Origin of the sequence: Kordia sp. SMS9 (assembly GCF_003352465.1) — a bacterium.
Classification (GTDB): domain Bacteria; phylum Bacteroidota; class Bacteroidia; order Flavobacteriales; family Flavobacteriaceae; genus Kordia.
On sequence record NZ_CP031153.1, the window covers coordinates 3,214,396 to 3,234,886 of the forward strand.

Here is a 20,491-nt window from a genome sequence, read left to right on the forward strand (position 1 = left end):
CTTGTTTGAAAACGAAGATCAGTCATGTCTACGCTTGAAATTATACACGAAAACAACGATTATATAGTTGTCAACAAAGCTGCGGGATTGATAAGTGAGCAAAGTCCGTACGAAGCAGTTACTGTTGAAAATCAGGTTTTTAATCATATTTTGCAACGCAAGCGAAAACCGTATGTGGGCGTTATTCATCGTTTGGATCGTGTGACGAGTGGCGTTCTAATTTTTGCCAAGAAAAAAAGTGTTTTGGTCATGTTCAATACATTATTCAGTAGTCGTAAAGTTCAAAAAACATACTTGGCAATTGTAAAAAACAAACCTGCAAAAAACAAAGGAAACTTAGTCAACTTTCTCAGAAAAAATACGAAAGAAAAAAGAGCGGAAATTGTTTCGTCTAAGTCAAAAGATACACAAAGTTGCATGCTTTCGTATGAAGTCATTGGCAAAAATGAGATTGGATATGTGTTAGCAATACAACCAAAAACGGGCAGATTTCATCAAATTCGTGCTCAATTGGCACACATCGGACTTCCTATTGTGGGCGATTCAAAATACGGATCGGATGTAAGTTATACGTCACTTTCTATTTGTCTCCATGCGTGGAAATTAACCTTTGAAGCATCGGATTCTAAAGAACTCATCACGTATGAAGCGCCGTTGCCTGCGCATGATTTTTGGGTGTTTGATACTGTTTAAAAGGATCAATCAATATTTCTCAACGATTTGTTAGCATTGCTTAAAAAAAGGAAAAGCATTCTCCGCGTAAGCGAATACTTTCGTATTTTTACAAAAAACTAAAAACCTCATGAGAATATTTATGTTACTACTTATAGTTTGTGCTGTAAGTTGTACTTCAAAACCGAAAGAAAAAGAAACAAAAGCTGCTACTACAGCAGAAGTTATTACAAAAACTACTACCGAGAAAACTATGGAAAAAGAAACAATTCATCAATTCACCGTCAAAGATATTTCTGGAAACGATTTTAAATTGGCCGATTTAAAAGGTAAAAAAGTAATGATCGTCAACACGGCTTCCGAATGTGGATTAACGCCACAATACGAGCAATTACAAGACGTATACGAAACCTTTAAAGACAAAAATTTCACAATCGTAGGTTTTCCTGCAAACAACTTTGGCGCACAAGAACCTGGAAGCGATCAACAAATTGCAACGTTTTGTAAAGTAAACTATGGTGTCACATTTCCGATGATGAGTAAAATTTCAGTAAAAGGAAGCGATATGCATGAAGTATATCAATTCTTAACGCAAAAATCACAAAACGGATTGCAGGATTCGGACGTAGCATGGAATTTTCAAAAGTATTTACTCAACGAAAAAGGAGAATTAGAAAAAGTAATTTCACCGCAAACCTTACCTAACGACGAAGCTGTTATTTCTTGGATTGAAGGGAAGTAATTTTATCAAGCCACAGCTCACAACGAGATGAGTTGTACATACACTAGATTGTAATTATACTCTAAAAGCAAAACTGTATTATAATTTCCTTACGTTGGGAAATACAAATACAGTTTTGCTTTTTGTTTTCCCGAAGTACGGAATTAAAGAAACGCTTTTGTTTTTTGTTTTCCGCAGTTGCGGAAATAAGCATACACTTTTGTTTTTAACTTTCCTCAAGTGAGGAACCTTGTAAACACTATAGTTTTTAGTGTTCCGCGTTTCAAAAAACCTTAAAACAACGATGAAATCAGTTTATTTTGAGTTGCAAAATTCAAAAAAATGGCGATATTTGTAGCCTTATGGAACTGTAGATCATTTATATTCGGAACCCGTCGATCACTTTTCGACTCTTTTTATGTAGCGCAACTTCATGTGACTACACTTTTCTAATATATATTTATACATCATGTCTCAGGACCAAACATTATCAATTAAAAAATTATATACTTCTTTTAAAGAAGCTTTAAAAGGCACACAAAACGATTTCACCACAGGAAGCATTCGCAAGGCAATATTTATGCTGTCCATTCCCATGATTCTGGAAATGTTGATGGAATCCATTTTTGCGATTGTCGATATCGCCTTCGTTTCACAAGTCAGCACGAATGCCGTCGCTACGATCGGACTCACAGAATCGGTCGTTACTTTAGTATACGCAGTGGCTATTGGTGTCAGTATGGCGGCAACTGCTTTGGTAGCGCGTAGAATTGGCGAAAAAGATCCAGAAGGTGCTTCCAAAGTGGCTGTACAAGCAATTTTTTTAGGAGTTTTTATCGCCAGTATCATCAGCGTGATCGGAATTATATTTCCCAAAGAAATTCTAGGTTTAATGGGTGGCGAAGTCGATCTGATAGCAGAAGGGTACGGGTATACGCAAATTCTGTTAGGTGGAAATATGACCATCATGTTGCTCTTTTTAATCAATGCCATTTTTAGAGGTGCAGGAAATGCTTCGGTTGCCATGAAAGCACTCATTTTATCAAATACACTCAATATTATCCTCGATCCATTATTTATTTTTGGTTTCGGACCAATTCCTGCATTTGGTGTAGAAGGTGCAGCCATTGCCACTACGATTGGTCGCGGAAGTGCCGTGATTTTTCAGTTGGGAATCTTATTTTATGGAGGAAGCGTCATTAAAATCAAGTGGAAAGATTTAATCTTACGCGCCACCATCATGATCCATCTTTTAAAAATATCACTGGGCGGAATCGGGCAATTTATCATTGGAACCTCTAGTTGGATTGTACTAATGCGCATCATGTCTGAATTTGGAAGCGATGTCTTAGCAGGATATACCATTGCCATTCGCGTCGTCATGTTTACCTTATTGCCCTGTTGGGGAATGAGCAATGCAGCGGCAACCTTGGTGGGACAAAATTTGGGAGCCAAACAACCGAAACGCGCAGAAACTTCTGTTTGGAAAACAGGAAAATACAATGCTTGGTTTATGGGCATTGTTTCCATTGTATATTTAGTATTTGCCAAAGAAATCATTGGTTTGTTTACCAAAGAAACTATTGTCATAGAAAACGGCGCTTTATGTTTACAAATTGTCGCGGCTGGATACATTTTTTATGGATACGCCATGGTCATCATTCAATCATTCAATGGGGCAGGAGATACCAAGACGCCAACCTATATCAACTTTTTCTGTTTTTGGGTGTTTCAGTTGCCATTTGCCTATTTAATGGCCATTTACTTTGACTTTGGACCTAAAGGTGTGTTTTGGGCAATTACTGCGGCGGAAGTTCTCATTGCCATTGTGGGAATGCTGATCTTTAAAAGAGGCGTATGGAAAGAAGTCAAAGTCTAGGTTTATATGTCGCAGTTTTGTAATTTAGACACCATTAAAATATCAAAATGAAAAAGCAGCATTTAGGACTGAATACCGTTTGTACACACACAGGAGAAGTAAAAGATACACAATTTAAAGGTGCGGTTTCACCATTATACATGAGCAGCTCGTATGCTTTTGAAGATATAGATGAAAAACGCTATCCGCGTTATTTTAATACGCCCAATCAGCAAGCATTATGTAAAAAAGTAGCAGCGTTAGAGCATACAGAAGCGGCACTTATTTTTGGCAGTGGCATGGCAGCGGTTAGTACGAGTTTACTCGCGTTTTTGCATAAAGGCGATCATGTTATCCTGCAAAATGCGTTGTACGGCGGCACAATGAATTTGGTATTGGAAGAATTTGACAAATATGGAATTGAATATTCCTTCACGAAAAGTTTAGACAGGAAAGATTTCAAAAAGGAAATTCGGAAAAATACAAAGGTAATTTATATTGAAACGCCTTCCAATCCGTTGTTGAAAGTGACGGATATTCGGAAAGTAGTGAAACTTGCCAAAAAGCACAATTTAATTACGATGATCGACAATACCTTTGCGAGTCCCGTAAATCAGTTGCCTGCGACTTTAGGAGTTGATATTATGATTCACAGCGCGACGAAGTATTTTGGTGGTCATAGTGATATTTTGGCGGGTGCTGTTGCCGCTTCCGCAGCACATATCAATCAAATTTTTCAACTGGCAAAAAACTTGGGTGGAAGTTTAAGTGACTTTACTGTTTGGATGTTGGAACGAAGCATGAAAACACTTGGAATTCGTGTGAAGGAACAGAATAAAAACGCACTAAAGTTGGCGAATTTCTTAGAACAGCATGAAGCCGTTGCAAACGTGTATTATCCAGGATTAAAATCGCACGAAGATCACAAATTGGCAAAATCGCAAATGTCAGGTTTTGGTGGTATGATGTCGTTTGAACTAAAGCCTGAATACAACGTTTCCAAATTTTTCAAGTCATTGAAATTGATCAAGCCTTCTATGAGTTTGGCGGGCGTGGAAAGCACTGTGTTGAGTCCGACACAAACCTCACATGCTTTGTTAACGCCAGAAGAACGTAAAAAACAAGGAATTGCGGACGGATTGATTCGTTTTTCTGTGGGAATTGAAGATCGGAAAGATATTATTGCAGATTTGAATCAAGCAGTGAAAAAGGCGAAAAAGAAGTAGAAATTTTATATGAAACTGCATTAAGGATAGAAGCATTTGTTTGAGCTCTTTTGTGTTGGATTCCTGCCTTAGCAGGAAAGCCATAAACAAAAAGCGAGTGCGGATAGCCTGGCCTCCGAGATAGCGGAGGAATGCCCAAATAAAAATTATAATGAAGTTAGATATATTAGCCATTGGCGCGCATCCTGACGATGTAGAATTGGGTTGTGGCGCTACGATTGCTAAAGAAATTTCCAAAGGAAAAACCGTTGGTATCCTCGATTTGACACGCGGTGAATTAGGCACACGTGGTTCAGCTGATTTACGTGATATAGAAGCTGCTAATGCTGCGAAAATATTAGGTGTTTCCGTTCGTGAAAATTTGGCTTTTGCCGATGGTTTTTTTCGAAATGATAAAGCACATCAGTTGGAAATTATTAAAATCATCCGAAAATACCAACCAGAAATTGTGTTGTGCAATGCAGTTGACGATCGCCATATTGATCACGGAAAGGGAAGTCAGCTTGTAAGTGATGCGTGTTTTTTGAGTGGTTTGCTAAAGATTGAAACTGAATTGGACGGCAAATTGCAAGAAAAATGGCGACCAGCGCATGTATATCATTACATTCAATGGAAAAACTTGGAACCAGATTTCGTAGTAGACGTATCAGGGTTTATAGACAAAAAGCACGATGCGGTGATGGCGTATAGTTCGCAATTTTACGATCCTAAGAGTCACGAAGCTGAAACGCCCATTACGAGTAAAAATTTTATAGATAGCATTACCTACAGAGCGCGTGATTTGGGAAGATTGATTGGCACTGAATTTGCAGAAGGTTATACTGTGGAGCGTTATGTGGCAGTAGACTCGTTGGATGATTTAATTTAAACACAAACTATATGGAACAAGAACATTTACACGATCCGTTGCGGTTTCAGTATGAATTGAGCATACGAACATTTTCGGTACGCACAAAGATACTTGCGATCGTATTAGTTTTGATTTTTATAGCGATTCCTTTATATGAGATAAGTCCTGAGACATTCAAGTTAAATCAGATTACTCAATATGTTCCATGTCCACAAGGTTTAAACTGTGGATGTTTTGGAGGATTATTTTTTTAAATTGAAGCATTATTACTTGATAAGAAATTATTTTCAATGCTAATCTTTTTAAAATCACACACATAAAAAACAAAGTAAAATAAGTTTTATAATTGCTTTGTATGAAATATAAAATAGTTTATATTTGCATCCGCAAAACAAATGGTGATTGTAGCTCAGTTGGTTAGAGCGCTGGATTGTGGTTCCAGAGGTCGCCGGTTCGAACCCGGTCTTTCACCCTTTTATAACCCGCTCATTTTGAGTGGGTTTTTTTGTTTTATAATCTTACTTATGCTTTTGAAATAATACTTAAAAAGGTACTTCTAAAATTATAATTTTCAAATTATTAAATTTAATTTGTTGATAAACAGTAATTAAAGTTTTTAGGCCTCTGGATAAAAAATGAAGTCAATCTTTTGATGATATCAAGCGAGTTGCCAACCTGCTACATGAACAATTTTTAAATTCCTGTTGAATCCGAAGTAGAATTTGAAAATATTTTAAATATATAGTTAACGTGGGATACACGTAGTTAAATATTATATTATTTTTAAAGTTAAAAACTTTTGAGTTTAAAAAAAGATTTTTGTTGAGATATTGAGAAAACAAAACCATCTTATTAAGTTCAATAAGATGGTTTTGCTAGCCAAATAGTAATTTAGGAAGTCTTATTAATAGTTACTTTTGGTATAATTGAGGTTTTATTTCACAATAAGTCTTCCTGATATTGGTAAATTTAGTTCAGATTCCAATCGATAAATATAGATTGTTGATTTTAATCCGCTGACATTACCTCTAATTTCATGTACGCCTTTAGGCATTTTTTTATCAAATAAAACTCTTACTTGCTGTCCTGTAATAATATCATACAGTGCTAGTTTGTAAAAGCCTGATTCTGCCAAAGTAACGTTAAACGTAACATCCCCATTTGTTGGGTTTGGATAGGGTATTGAAATGTTTGTGATTAATTCTTCTTCGTTATTTGTTACAGGAGCTTTTCTTTCAGTAGCCTCAGTAATAAATTCTGATGCATCAGTATTTGCACTTCTTTCAGTAATAACATTACAAATAGGATAATTAAATCTAGTTCTTTTAGTTACCATTGACATTGAATAATCATCTCCAGCTGGAGCAATTACAGAAAAGGGTCTTTTATTTGCATTTGAAGAAGGCATAATTACTATTGAATTATCTCCTTCAATAACACTATTTTTAGTTTCATTTTCCACTAATACACCTCCAAGTTCTAATTTTATAGGTGCTTTTAATTCAAGCTTTGAAAGGTTGCATAAAAATAAAACTTTATTATCTGTTGAAAGTTCTTTTTTAACATTAGCATCATCAAACTTCCAAAAACTCATTAAAGAAGAATTTACAGGCACATTATCTTCATCTAATTCAGCATTGGTTTCATTTGTAAAAATTCCAAAAAAGCCTAATGCTAACGAAATATCTAAATTTGAAAATGTTTCATAATTGATAATAGAGAAAAAAGTTCTGGAAGAGCGATTTGTAATATCTTCAGGGAAATATTCGGAAATAATTGGTGGGCCATCTTCATCAACAATAAAAAGGACTACATTGTTTTTTGTGCTTCCATTTATGCTAATTAATGACTGTGATAATTCGCTTTTGTCAATATAATCTATGACATTTTCGTCAAAAGTACTTACATTATTATCTATGAAATAGTCCATGAGTTTTGCATGATTTGAGACTTCATCCAAAATTTGATAGGTACCATCATGCGAAAATCTAATGTATCCATTAGTTCTATGTTTTGGCTCCTTATACTTTGTAATTTTGTTGTAAGACACTTCTAGCGTAATGTCTATAATTCCCGAATTTTGCAAAATAGTATTGATAATATTTGTTTGATTTTCTATTTGTTGTTTGATATTATTTACACTTGATGCCACATCGGCTGTATACATAATAGAGAGCTTAATTGTTTTCTCCTGACTGTATAATTGTCCAGATAGCATACATCCAAAAACCAACTGTAAAAAAATAAATTTTAATGTTTTCATAATTTTAATTTTTTAATGATTTGGGCATTGAATAAACGGTTGAGTTACGGCATTACCAGTATTTATTTGAAAATTCTTTTCGCCATCTGCACTCTGAATCACATTAATTTTAAAATATTCTTGGGTTTCATTCAGAATGTGGAAGTTTACATTTTGTAATACAACATTGGTTGACACATAATTAGTTTTCCAATTATTAATTTCTGTCGATCTATTGAGTTGTTTTCCATGATATATATTACCGTCATCCAAATAGGTAAAGTAAAAATCGGAAACTCCAGCAGTATGGTAGGCTGCTTCTACTGCTTGTGGTGTTGGATGTCCATGATTTCCTGTAGCGTTGTTTGAAATGATTCCGTATTTAGTATCAAACCACACATTACTAGTCATGGCTCCATGATGAGGAATTAAGGCAACACAGGCATGTGCATATTTTCCAGCTCCATTATTATCATCAATTAAACCTCCTAGTTGATGCAACCAATCATTTGGATAGGCGATGTAATATTTATGGTAAAACATACTTAACCCTTTTAGTGCTTTTTCTGCATCAGTTTCAGTTTCTAAATCGGCTAATGCTAATGGATTTTGCACAGGTAATCCGGCTTTGTCCATTTCTGTAACATTTAATCGTAGGATTCCTGTGTTTGATCCTGAAGCTGGTTGCGATACATTTACAGCTAAGTCTTGAGCTAGTTGTCCAGTTCCACTTCCCCAGTTTACAGGTAATCTTTTTGAAGGATTCGCTAGATTTGGCCAATAAAAAGCATTAGTACGCCCTATTTGATCTTTTTTTCCAGCTCCTTGAATATCTCCTTGTATCAGAAAGGTAAAATCTCCCCAAACAATAAGTGCAGCACCTGAGCGATTATTTTTGCTTAATTTATCACCACGCGGTAAACCATTTCGTAACTTCCCATTTACGGCTAATGTAACGAGCTTAATTTCATTACCAGCTCCACTAAGACTCAATTCAGTATTATTTTCCCAAGAATTAAAAGTTAATGTATTAGCAGATTCATAACTAGCAATTCTAGCTTTTAGAGAAGGAGGCACTTTATTTTGGTTATCGTCTTTTACACCATATACTTGTAATTTGTTACCTGTTGGGTTACTTGGTACTATGTTAAATTGACCAGAATTACCCACCTTACATCTTTGATCAAACAATCCTTCACTAGGCCAAAGACCACCATAGTGATCTCGGTCATAATGAGTAATGAAAACGTTATCAAGTTTAGAATCTGCATTATCTATAATTGTTTTGGCAATTAATTGACCGTCAGCTTTTAGTTTACCTGCGTCTATAAGTGTAGAGCTTATCACTGTATTGGTTAATATATTTTTAACAACCACCAAAGTGGCATGACCTTCTGAGACTTTTATTTGATAAATTTCAAGGTTTAAGTCCGATTCTGCAATTGAGTTATAATCTCCTTGGGTTTCTGTTAGCCTAGTTTCCGTAAAACAAATTTCTTCCGTAAAAGCTGTGCGTGCTTTTATATCCCATTTGAAACTTGAAATACTATACAAATTTGTTTCTACACTATTCTTAATTGTACCAAGAGCGTACATACCTTGAACAAATAATAACAATACAGCTGAAAAGTAAGCTATATTTTTAATATAATTATTTTGTTTCATTTGATTATTTTTTAGCTTGTAAAATAGTTTCTAGCTTTTTAAGACGTTCTTCTTGTGCCAATAGACGTTCTTCCAGTTTTTTTATCTGCTTTTCCTGATCAATAGTATATAATGTTAATTCTTCTATTTTTTCAAGTAGTGTAGCGTTTATATTGAATAAATCTAGTCCTTTTTCAGCAACTTCCTTTGTAGAAGGAACTGCAGGTAAATGTTTATTCTTTTTTATAAAAGCTTCTACTTCTGAAAGCGATAGTAAGTTGTAATTGGTTTCAAATACGTAGTCTGGCCAAGTATCAAAAGTAGCTGGGTTAGCGGCTACGGCAATTTTATCTGCTACTAATTTATTATTGAAAACAGCATGATGATACACATTTAGTGTATCGGATCTTGTTGTCCCTTCTTTACCAATATTTACAACTTTACTGAATACGTTTAACTCGTATTTTTCTTCTGATTCAGTACCAATATTTACGTTGTGTTTTAGATCAGATTGACCAGTAACTTGAAAATTAGCATGACCTGAATGTTTTAAATATTCCTTTTCGTGACCAACATATACCGTAGGTGTTTTATTCCTGTCAAAAATATGTCCTAGTCCATTTTCTTTACCTGTCATATCAACTTTGAATACCCACGAAGAATTTTCTAGATCAGAAATAGTCTCAGTTTCAAATTCGCTTATTGTAGTCCATTTTCTTACATAAAAGTTGCCATGTGTATTAAGACGAGTACTACCTTTATGACTTCCTATATTTACTTCTCTAAATTCAGGAGCTACTTTCACACCTAAAGCTTCTCCAGAATAACCTGTAAAAATGTGTGAACGAGGCTCAACTAAAAAGCTTCCATTAAATTTAGCTTCAGAATGGACAGTTAATTTAGTATTTGCAAAATCTAGTCCTCCAAACAGATCGTTGACTACTGAAACACTTGGAAAATTACTACTTAGGTTTCCTCCAATGTTAACATCACCAATTAGATGTGTTCCAAACGCACTATCTCCTTCACTTGTTAAGGGATTTCCAATTATATAAGTTCCTAGAAGAACTCCATCACCTTCTGCTGAGATAGTTCCTAAGAAGTTGGTTTCCCCAAGAAAACTTGCTGCTCCTTCTACACCAAAAGCACCATTTATATTAAAATAACTGGTATTATGAAATTTTGAGTTCTTTACGGAATCGTGATTTATTGGGTTTCCAATACTATCTTGAATTGTTGTATCACCACCCATAATATTTCCATTAATAATTACTTTTCCTTCCACATTTAAAGCAGAACCATCGTCAGCATTCGAAAATTGAGGGCTAATAGATACAGATTTCTTAAATACGGTTTCTAGAGGTTCAATAGAAATATTTGGTTGTAAAATAGACCCGCCAGCTTTTAAGCTTATGCCTTCTAGACTATACATCGTTGCAGGATTTAAAGTACTTGGATTATCATCTGTTACTGCGGGAGTCAAATTATCTATTTCTAACCCACCAATCTTTACTTTTCCTGAATTATAACTGATATCATTACTATCTAGATCTTTATTCCAAATAGCAATTGGGTTACCGTTTTGTAAAATTTCGTCAGCATTTATGGCTCCCAATACAGATAAATCCTGTATTTCAAATAAATTAACACTCAAGGTTCCATTAATGTCTACATCATTATTAAACGACGTGTATGTAGGAAAAAACTCCGTAGTTGTTATTCCTCCTGGTCTAATTAAAATTTCTTTTAAAGGAGCTGAGGCAATGTCCGTAAACCCATCGGATGTTTGGGAAAAGGCTATTTGTCCCACAACATCTTTGAAGTTTATATGACCAAAAGCAGCCACAGTTTCACTTTCTGGATAATTACCCATAAATGCAGAACCAGAAATGGATTCACTCTCTTCTCCAAGAGGATTAATGATATCCATTATAGATTGCCCATTAATTCTTAAGTCTTTAGCATCTACATATCCTTTACTTAAATCATCCGTATTAGTTAAATCTATATTTCCATCTAATACGTTTATATCTCCATTAGCAACATTTAAACCATTTTCAAAAACACCTGTGTTTCTTATTAAAGTTGTATTTTCTTTTACGCTTATACGTTCATTTCCTAGTACTCTTAAACTCAAACCCCAAGCTGGGTTTCCTGAATTTAATATTGTTCCACCATTAGCATTTTGCAGCAATGCTACTGCATTTTGTAAAGAAGATTGGTCTTTGTGTTTAAAGACGGCAAATTGCGAAACATCGCTAGAACCAGTACTAGATCCTATTTCTGCGTTTCCAAAAATACCTGTTGTTAATGCAGCAGTAAGTATTCCTGTTACTGTAAGATTGCCATTAACCGTTAAGTTATTCTCTCGGTTAAGAAGACTATTACCTATTTCTACATCTTTTTCAAATATTGTTTTAGTGTTTTGAAATCTTGCATTTAAACTTTCTCCTGCTTGTATTATAACATCTTCATAATTCCCTGAACTTATTTGTGTTAAACCACTAATAGACTGAGCTACTGCAGGATAATCTGGAATGTTTCCATAAATATAATCTTTATGTCCAAAAATAGCCAAGCCTGTGATACTAGGGTGTGTACCCACAAAAGCGTCGCCTAAATCTCCTGTTCCAGAACCTGAACCATCTATAATAGTACCATTGACAGTTAATGTACCAGTTATATTTGTATTACCATTGATATCAACAGGAACATCTACATCTAATAGGTCATAACCCAAATTCATTCTTGTAATATCTCCTGCTGTGGAAACATTAAAGTCTATACCGTTCTCATCATTAGAAGCTAAAATGGTTGCTCCTGTATAACTTTGTTTAAGCGCAAAAATAGTTTGATTACCACTATTGTTAATTCCATTATGCTTAACTCCTATGTAAGCAGCGTTATTAGGATCGTTACCAACATAAGCATTTCCTAGATTTGTAGTCCCAGAGTTTGAACCATCTATGATGGTACCGTTTACAGTAAGAGTTCCTTTAATATCAGTATTTCCATTTACAATAAGGTCTGTTGTCTTATTAACATCCATATTAGTTCCTAACTCTACTTTGTCTGGATAAATTATTAAACCTCTATAGCCTTCATTATTGTAGCCCATTATAAATTTACGACTTGAACCAATAAGTGTGTTGTACATATTAAATCTACCAGGATGTAAGGTACCTTCATTCATTGCACCATCAAAAACTAAGCCCGATTGTCCTCCTGGTGTCGTTATTGAAAGGGTTCTGTTATTAGAAGCCAAATTCGTAAAATTAAATGTCATCCTTGCTGAAGAGGTTATTAAATTATCATCAATACTCATTATGTAATTGGAAAAACCTCCTGTGTCTAAAGGTGTACCTCGATTATTCGATCTAAAGATTATTGGTCGTCCTGTTGCAGAATTAACATAAGTAGCTCCTACACTACTTTGTAAAATGGCATAACTATCATTATTGGTTATACTATTATGTCTAAATCCTGCATAATTTGTATTATATATCTCGCCAACATAAGCATTACCTAAATCTATAGTGCCAGAGCCATCTATTGTATTGCCATTCACAGTCAATGTCCCATTTATATTGGTATTACCAAATATATTTACTGGAACATTTATGTTAAATAGGTTGTCACTTAATACCATTTTTTGAGTATCTCCTATTCCAAAGTCAATATATCTTCCAACTCCAGCATTTAAAAATGTTTCTCCTGTTGCATTTTGAATTAATGCAAATTCACTATCTGGAAGTGTATTATATTTTAAACCAGCCCGAGCGGCATTAAAAATATTTCCTACATAAGCATTACCTATATCTACTGTACTAGAGCCGTCCAAAACAGTACCATCTGATAACTTAAAACTTTCTGCTACAACTTCGCCTATTACATCTAAATCTCCATCTGGAGATAATTTCATTTTTTCTACGTTTCCTACTTTAAAAGATAGGTCAGTACCCTCTCCTGTATTAAGGTGAGTTTTAAACGGTGAATTTTCCTGTTTTAAAGCATAGTTTGTTAATACTCCGCTTTTCCCATTTACCAACTCTGATCCTTCGTCTGCTACATTTTCATTAGCCAATAAAACAGCATCTGGAGTCCAATCTGTATTATCAAAAGGGAAATTTGTTGTAGCATCACTACTTGGCATGTTGCCTATAAATGCTTGATGTATTCTACTCATTCTATTATTATCTATATCAATATAATTGGCATCATTTGTGTCTATAACATTCGCAGCTCCTCCTGCACCTGCTACATTATCTGTAATTATAAGAGGATTATCTCCATATATCTTTACCTCTCTAAAGTTTTGCATATCCCCTGAAAAAGTAATTGTTACTTTATTAAAAAAATTATCTTGTGGAGGTGTTACAGTAATTATATTACCTACAGAATTCGCACTATCTAATGTTAATACTGTTGGTGTTATGGTGGGGTTTTCTGTATTTTCAAAAGTTACAGTAGATCCATCTATTCTATCTTGGCAACATCCATTTCTATTATAAAATTCAAAACTTACATTTTGATACACATAAATTTCTGTTGGCGTGTCATTATGATTAAGAGTGAAACTTACCCATTTTCCATCAGCATCTGTGGGATGTACTTGGAAATCTTGATTTAAGTTTAAATCTACTGCTCCTGAGAAATTAGGTGTTCCAATAAAAGACATACCTGGTGTAAAGCTCACCGTTGAACACGGAGCTAAATTATTACCATCAGCCGTACATGGCGGAGCATTTTCTGAATCGTTTACTAAATTATAACATGCAGGTGTTGATGACCTATTCGATACTTTATGGTTGGTACTGTTGTCAGAATAAAACTTGTCAGAAGGAAAGTGATCGGATTTTCCAATATCGTTAATTGCGTTTGTTGCTGTTGCCGAGTGCCCGTAGAAAACCATTGTTGTAAATAAAAAATAAATTAACAAATTCGTTTTCGCGTTAAGTTTTATAAAGTTCATAATAATGTAATTGGTTAAGTAGATTGATTTTTTATTTTAAGTAGTTGTATTCAAATAAATGGTTAAACTTAGTTATGTTTCCAAGTAAACTAAGTGTTACTTCAAATAAATATTAATAGTTCAAAATTATAAAGCCTTTTTTGCAAAGTATGATCACAATTTTTAAAATACTTATCAATAAAACCCTAAATAATATTTAGGTAAAATCATTTTTTTTAGATTTTCCCAAAAGTAACGACACACGTTTTTTCTGACGTTCTTTAATTAGATATTTTTATTCTCATTTAAGAAATTGGGTTCTGATTTAGAAGAAAAGTTATTTTATTCGACTCATTTTTTGTTAAATTGTCTGAAAAAAGAAATGCAGATATAAGCTTACCTATTTTTTAATTGTTTGAAAAATTAGGATCTCACTAAAGGCTAAGTCTTCAATTCCACAAAAAGATATTAGAAAAATTAATTTTTAAAGTCTAGCAATTTATATTACTATTTGAAATTTAAGTTGATTGATTGATAGTAACATTTAACTTCCCAAAAGCAAATGAAAATTTTTAAGATTAAGCATGTAACTTATTTTACAATTTTATTAACGAGTTGTGTTATTTATGGACAGAAATCTCAAAATAAAACGCCTGTAGAACAGAGTTATACAAATCAAATAGAAAATGAATATCTCTCACTCCTTCAAATAGAACATAGAATATCAAAAGATTCTTTTAAACTGAGAGTTGAAAAATTATTGAGTACTATCAATAATGAAAGAAGTCATAAATCCGATTCGCTCAAAGGTCAGCTATTAATGGATTTAAGTTATTACCATGCTAGAAACCAAACTTATGATTCTGTAAAATATTTTTTTAAACAGATTTCTGATCATGTAAAAAATTACTATGTTTTGGCAGATGCGCATGATATGATGTCAAAGGTATCTTTTAATGAAGAAGATTTTGAAGCATACTTATTTCATATTAATAAAGGACTTGCTTTTTCCAAAAAGTATACGAAATCAAGATTGAGTAAAATTATATCTCTGAACATTTTTACTTTTTATGTCCATTCTAAACGATATGATTTAGCTAAAGAAATTCTAAGAGAATTGAAAAAAAGTATTACAAAATCTACAAAATTTGATGTTAAATACCAAATAAATCGAACAGAAGCTACTCTTAAATTTGATGAGGGTAAATTTATGGAAGCTTTAGATATTCTTAAAAAGTATGAAAACAGTGAAATTACAAAAAGTGTGATATATGCTGATAATTTCTATATGGATCTTTCCAAAATTTATTCTAAATTAAAAAGGTATGATACTGCTTTCAATTACTTTAATAAAATCTCCAATACCAATCATCCCAGATATCTTGTTCAATTAGCTACTTTACATTACGAAAATAAAGATTATAATTTAGCCTTAAATTTTTTAAATAAAATTCCAAATACTTATTTGTTAAAGCACGATTATGAATACTTCGACGTAATGTATAAAGTCCATAAATCTTTGGGGAATATTGATATTTCATTAGAGTATCTTGAAAAATTAACTAATTTAAAAGAAGAACGTCAAAAGAAACTTACCGAACATCAATATGCTATCTTTAGTTATGAGTTAAAAAAGGATAAAGAAATAAATCGACTTAAAGCAGAAAAAAAAATTCAAGAAGCACTGAATGTTCAAAACGAAAAAAAGTTCAAATATCAACTATTTATTGGTTTAATATTAATTGCTTCTATTTTTACTATATTACTTTTAATATACAAAAAACGGCAAGAAAAAAAGCGCATTTTACTTGAACAACATACCGAAATTAACAAACTCAAAACTCAATATATAGAAAACATAACTCATGAAATTAAAACACCTGTAAGTGTCAATTTAGGATATTTGGAGCTTATAAAAAATAATGCGCTGGATACTAGAAAGATTATAGACTATGTTGATACTTCTATCAGAATTAATCATAAATTGTTATCGACTCTCAATGATTTATTAACTTTCATCAAATTAGATTCTACCAATACTTTAGCAAAGGATTTTATTAAAGAACAAAATCTGTTTAATTTTTTATTTACGGAAATTAAAAAATTTAAACATAGTTGTTATGCAAAAGATTTAACAATTAAACTTATTACTAATATCAAATCAGATTACATTTTTAAGTTTGATTATTCAAAACTTGAAAAAATACTTGACAATTTATTAACGAATGCTATCAAGTTCTCAAAAATTGAAAAAACCATTAGCGTAACTTTTTTACTGTGTCCAGATCATATTAAAATAGAAGTAATAGATGAAGGAATTGGTATCGATCAAAAATTACATGATAAAATTTTTGAACGATTTTATCAAATAGAACAAAATGAAAATAGCGGATTTGGCATTGGATTGTTTTTAGTCAAAAACATTATTGATACTTGGAATGGAAATATTAAAGTGGATAGTGAACCTGATAAAGGAACTACATTTACTACTATAATACCTGTTGCAAATATTGAACTAAAGGAGTCAAGAAATGAAATCACTGAAATTAATTACTTTCAGAAAAAAACTGATGAGATTAAAAATCCAGATGGGGATGTTACAAAAATTCTGATAGTTGAGAATCAATTGGAAATGATTAACTATTTAAGTCATATTTTCGCAATAGACTATTATTGTGATTTTGCGTATGACGGTAAACAAGCATACAAACTAATTAATAAAAGTAATTATAAACTTATCATTTCAGATTACAAAATGCCTAATATGGATGGACTTGAATTAAAGTCTGAATTAGATAAAAACCCAGAAACTAAAAAAATTCCATTTATCCTTATTAGCGCATCTGATATAGAAGATAAACTTGATCGTTTTAATAAACGCGAATCCTTTCTATTTCTTAAAAAACCATTTACTGAATTTCAATTGAAGCTCTTCATTAATACTCTTATTGGACAAAAAATCAATGCAAAAAATGTAACCTCAATTAATGAAACTACGTCAATTCTTAAAGATGATAGCATTACAACTTTTCTACAAAAAGTTAATACGTACATTCTCAAAAATTTAGATAATGATGAATTGAAAATAGGAGATATTGCTCAACATATTGGATATAGTCAAAAACAGTTCACAAATATTTTAAATGAATATACAAATTTAAACCCTACTAAAGTTGTCCTTGAAATTAGACTTCTAAAAGCCTATGAATTTATTAAAAGTAAACGTTACAAAACCATCTCAGAAGTCATGATTGCAATTGGTATAAATAGTCGCCCCTATTTTTACAAAGCTTTTGAGAAACGATTTGGCATAAAAGTTGGAAAAATATATAAAGAAAATAATTTCTGAAAATCATTTCCTAACTTCATGATCTGCAACACCAAATACGTCATTGAGATCGACTTGAGTGATACTAAGCTGTTGTAAGACATAATCCCAGTAGTAAAAAAGGGTTAAATTTCAAGATAATTACTGCGTAAGAAATTAAAAATATACTTTAATAAGGCACATTCAGAAAATAGGTAAAGCCATGTAAATACTAGTATTTCTTTGTAAATTAAAGAAACATAAAACCCCGAAAATGACCGATATGGTTCAAAAACGGGGTTTTCTTTTTTCTCTGGTCATGAAAATACAAAGAATTTCTGATTTACAGACCCGTTTATCTCTTTTTTCGATATTTGAAAATTATACATTGTTTTATGAGCGTTTTTTACAAAGTGATTTGGGTAAGATTAATACAGTCATTCCTTTGGATGATCTTGTGGCAACTTTAATATTAAGGAACACAAGTTGGGTAGAAATATGCTTTTCAGTCCTAAAGGTCGTCTAGCTTTAATGTTTTTAAAACATTATGCTTGTTGTAGTGATAGTCGACTTATAGAACAACTCAACAGTAATCTTGATTACCAATTTTTTTGCGATATCTCTTTAGGTTTTAATCGGTTGACAAATTCTAAAATCGTGAGTCAAATACGATGTGAACTAGCGATTTGTTTGGATATTTATTCAGTAGAGAAATGTTTATACGCACACTAGTCTGATTATATAGAGAATCCCGATCAGATTACTGTTGACGCTACTTGTTATGAGAGTGAACTGCGATATCCTACCAATCAAAAACTACTATGGGAAGCTGTTCATTGGATGTACAATCAACTCCGCAAAAATACCAAGATAGTAGGAGTAAAAATGATACGCAGTAAATATCGCAAATGGAAACTACGTTATCATGGCTATAGCAAGATGCGTCGTAAATCCAAGTCTAAACGAAAATCGCTGACACGGGCACTTTTATTGTTATTAAAGAAGTTTATTGACTTTGAAGCTCAGCTACGTAAGAAGTATAGGTTGCAAGCAAGTGTACAATACATACCGCTAATGCTTTAGAAATCGGTAGAAGAATCTACAAAAAACAACAAATAGCAGCATAAAATTCAAAAATAAAAAGAATAGGAGTAGGTCACACGTATGTTCATCTTGAGTAGATGAAATTAAATTTAGAATTAGCTCCACATAAAAAAAACCGTCAAATACTTTGTTTGACGGTTTTTTACCATTCAAAATGTAAAATGTTCAAAACAGCAAGCATCAATAATCGCGAAAGATACTTCCTTGTAAATCAAGCAAAATAATAGTACTTTGTAACGGTATTTCATAAAATCAATTTGTTATCAGTCCTCAAAAAATCATATCTATTTTTATTGTACTTTTTTTCTTTCAATCAAAAGCGCAAAGTCAAAATTTAGATTCATTGACCAATGTCTTAAAATCCAAAATGGACAAGCGTAAACTATTTGATCAACAAAAAGAAAAACGTATTCAAGACTTACTCGAAAAAGCTTCGCAAACTGAAATTTTAAAAGAAAAATATCTAATCTTTAATGAAGTAATAAACGAATATCAGTTCTACAGTTTTGACAAAGCATTACACTACATTGAACAAAATCTTGAAATTGCTGAAAATCTCAAAAACAATTTATATCTCAACAAAACCAAGCTCACGTTAAGCCTATTACTCATCGATTCTGGTCGCTACAAAGAATCCATTGATGCACTAAACGAAATCAAAAGAGACTCGTTACCAATATCATTAACAAACGACTACTACATTGCATACAAAGAAGGCTATGCGGGTTTATCATACAACACGTATGTAAAAAGAAGTAAAGCCATCTATTCTGAGCTATACACAGCATATCAAGATTCGTTATACTCTCGATTAGATCCAAACTCAGAAGAATCATTACGATTACAAGAAAAACAATTCAGAGACCAACGAAAACTAGACGAAGCGTTAAAAATAAATTCACAACGCCTTAAAGAAGTCAAAATGGGTTTCAGAGGATTCTCTCTCATCACTTTTGAACGTTCATTACTGTACGAATTAAAAAACGACAACAAAAAACAAAAAGAATACCTCATACTTTCTGCAATTTCAGACATTGAAGCATCTGTAAAAGACAATGCTTCCATAGGAACATTAGCTAAAATAATGTTTGCAGAAGGCGATATAGACCGCGCGCATCAATACGTAAACTTTTCCTTTGAAGATGCCGAATTCTACAACTCACAACTACGGTATGTAAACATCGCCAACAGTTTGCCAATGATCTCAAAAGCATACGAAGAACGAAGCGAAAAACAAAAAGCAAAACTGCAAGATTCACTTATATTCATCAGTGTTTTGGCAGGGTTCCTGCTCATTGCCATCTACTTAGTATTCAAACAAGTACGAAAAGTATCGGACGCCAGAAACAAACTAAAAAATGCCAACGAAAAACTAAAATACTTCAACGAAAAACTCAATGCTTCCAATGAAGACTTAAAACGCTTATACTTAGAACTTTCAGAATCAGACAAAGTCAAAGAACACTACATTGGTACATTTCTAAATCTATATTCCGAATACATTACAAAACTAGACGTATACCGTAAATTGGTGCGTAAATATGTCAATACCAATCAAATGAAATCCTTGCTTGAACTTTCAAAATCCAAGCAATTCATAGATGAAGAACTCGAAATATTCAACAAAAACTTTGACAATTCCTTTTTACATATCTATCCCAATTTTGTAAAACATGTAAACGAATTACTAAAACCCGAAGAACAAATAATCCTAAAAGAAAACAGTAAACTCAATACAGAATTGCGAATTCTAGCTTTGATCAAACTAGGAATCAACAACAGTTCGCGCATCGCCAAAATACTTAGGTATTCTGTAAACACGATATACAATTATCGCGCAAGCATAAAAAGTGCTTCTAAGGACAAAACAACCTTTGAAGAAATGATAAAAAACATTCAATAAAATTAAAAACTTC

Annotated in this window: 12 protein-coding genes and 1 tRNA gene; 10 read left to right on the top strand and 3 right to left on the bottom strand. The window is 32.8% G+C overall.

The genetic code is table 11. The features are described from left to right. Nucleotides 1-24 precede the first annotated feature (24 nt). From KORDIASMS9_RS14065 to KORDIASMS9_RS14090, 7 genes are all read left to right on the top strand, one after another. The gene (locus KORDIASMS9_RS14065; RefSeq protein ID WP_114903450.1) at nt 25-693 is read left to right on the top strand and encodes an RluA family pseudouridine synthase; all 669 of its coding nucleotides are present in this window, start codon (nt 25-27) and stop codon (nt 691-693) included. A gap of 109 nt (nt 694-802) precedes the next feature. Continuing rightward, entirely contained in the window at nt 803-1,414 is a 612-nt protein-coding gene (locus KORDIASMS9_RS14070) for a glutathione peroxidase (RefSeq protein ID WP_114903451.1), read from the top strand. 448 nt (nt 1,415-1,862) lie between these two features. Continuing rightward, entirely contained in the window at nt 1,863-3,272 is a 1,410-nt protein-coding gene (locus tag KORDIASMS9_RS14075; protein ID WP_114903452.1) for an MATE family efflux transporter, read from the top strand. 47 nt (nt 3,273-3,319) lie between these two features. After that, nucleotides 3,320-4,477, top strand: coding sequence for a PLP-dependent aspartate aminotransferase family protein (locus KORDIASMS9_RS14080; protein WP_114903453.1), 1,158 nt, complete (start codon nt 3,320-3,322; stop codon nt 4,475-4,477). Nucleotides 4,478-4,628: 151 nt separating this feature from the next. Next, a complete protein-coding gene (gene bshB1 / locus KORDIASMS9_RS14085; protein WP_114903454.1) occupies nt 4,629-5,345 on the top strand; it encodes a bacillithiol biosynthesis deacetylase BshB1 in 717 nt (238 codons plus the stop codon). Nucleotides 5,346-5,356: 11 nt separating this feature from the next. Continuing rightward, a complete protein-coding gene (locus KORDIASMS9_RS23345; RefSeq protein ID WP_162819960.1) occupies nt 5,357-5,581 on the top strand; it encodes a hypothetical protein in 225 nt (74 codons plus the stop codon). A gap of 143 nt (nt 5,582-5,724) precedes the next feature. Further along, nucleotides 5,725-5,800, top strand: a tRNA-His gene (locus tag KORDIASMS9_RS14090). A 461-nt stretch (nt 5,801-6,261) separates the two neighbouring features. On the opposite strand, the gene KORDIASMS9_RS14095 is transcribed toward KORDIASMS9_RS14090, so the two are convergent. The 3 genes from KORDIASMS9_RS14095 to KORDIASMS9_RS14105 form a co-directional block, all read right to left on the bottom strand. After that, on the bottom strand, nt 6,262-7,590 hold the full coding sequence (locus KORDIASMS9_RS14095; RefSeq protein WP_114903455.1) for a T9SS type A sorting domain-containing protein: 1,329 nt from the start codon (nt 7,588-7,590) through the stop codon (nt 6,262-6,264). Nucleotides 7,591-7,602: 12 nt separating this feature from the next. Next, a complete protein-coding gene (locus KORDIASMS9_RS14100) occupies nt 7,603-9,123 on the bottom strand; it encodes a hypothetical protein (protein ID WP_162819961.1) in 1,521 nt (506 codons plus the stop codon). Between the two features lie 115 nt (nt 9,124-9,238). After that, a complete protein-coding gene (locus KORDIASMS9_RS14105; protein WP_162819962.1) occupies nt 9,239-14,185 on the bottom strand; it encodes a hypothetical protein in 4,947 nt (1,648 codons plus the stop codon). 541 nt (nt 14,186-14,726) lie between these two features. Here KORDIASMS9_RS14105 and KORDIASMS9_RS14110 point away from each other — a divergent pair. The 3 genes from KORDIASMS9_RS14110 (at nt 14,727) to KORDIASMS9_RS14120 (ending at nt 20,478) form a co-directional block, all read left to right on the top strand. Beyond that, on the top strand, nt 14,727-17,513 hold the full coding sequence (locus KORDIASMS9_RS14110; protein ID WP_114903458.1) for an ATP-binding protein: 2,787 nt from the start codon (nt 14,727-14,729) through the stop codon (nt 17,511-17,513). Between the two features lie 456 nt (nt 17,514-17,969). Further along, a complete protein-coding gene (locus tag KORDIASMS9_RS24010) occupies nt 17,970-18,203 on the top strand; it encodes a transposase (RefSeq protein WP_371412775.1) in 234 nt (77 codons plus the stop codon). A 739-nt stretch (nt 18,204-18,942) separates the two neighbouring features. Beyond that, nucleotides 18,943-20,478 (top strand): DUF6377 domain-containing protein, encoded by a 1,536-nt coding sequence (locus KORDIASMS9_RS14120; protein WP_162819963.1) that lies wholly within the window; start codon nt 18,943-18,945, stop codon nt 20,476-20,478. Nucleotides 20,479-20,491 lie beyond the last annotated feature (13 nt).

Coding starts and splice junctions, on each gene's coding strand:
- KORDIASMS9_RS14065 (WP_114903450.1), top strand. CDS start 25: ATGTCTACGCTTGAAATTATACACGAAAACAACGATTATATAGTTGTC.
- KORDIASMS9_RS14070 (WP_114903451.1), top strand. CDS start 803: ATGAGAATATTTATGTTACTACTTATAGTTTGTGCTGTAAGTTGTACT.
- KORDIASMS9_RS14075 (WP_114903452.1), top strand. CDS start 1,863: ATGTCTCAGGACCAAACATTATCAATTAAAAAATTATATACTTCTTTT.
- KORDIASMS9_RS14080 (WP_114903453.1), top strand. CDS start 3,320: ATGAAAAAGCAGCATTTAGGACTGAATACCGTTTGTACACACACAGGA.
- bshB1 (WP_114903454.1), top strand. CDS start 4,629: ATGAAGTTAGATATATTAGCCATTGGCGCGCATCCTGACGATGTAGAA.
- KORDIASMS9_RS23345 (WP_162819960.1), top strand. CDS start 5,357: ATGGAACAAGAACATTTACACGATCCGTTGCGGTTTCAGTATGAATTG.
- KORDIASMS9_RS14095 (WP_114903455.1), bottom strand. CDS start 7,590: ATGAAAACATTAAAATTTATTTTTTTACAGTTGGTTTTTGGATGTATG.
- KORDIASMS9_RS14105 (WP_162819962.1), bottom strand. CDS start 14,185: ATGAACTTTATAAAACTTAACGCGAAAACGAATTTGTTAATTTATTTT.
- KORDIASMS9_RS14110 (WP_114903458.1), top strand. CDS start 14,727: ATGAAAATTTTTAAGATTAAGCATGTAACTTATTTTACAATTTTATTA.
- KORDIASMS9_RS24010 (WP_371412775.1), top strand. CDS start 17,970: ATGCTTTTCAGTCCTAAAGGTCGTCTAGCTTTAATGTTTTTAAAACAT.
- KORDIASMS9_RS14120 (WP_162819963.1), top strand. CDS start 18,943: ATGGACAAGCGTAAACTATTTGATCAACAAAAAGAAAAACGTATTCAA.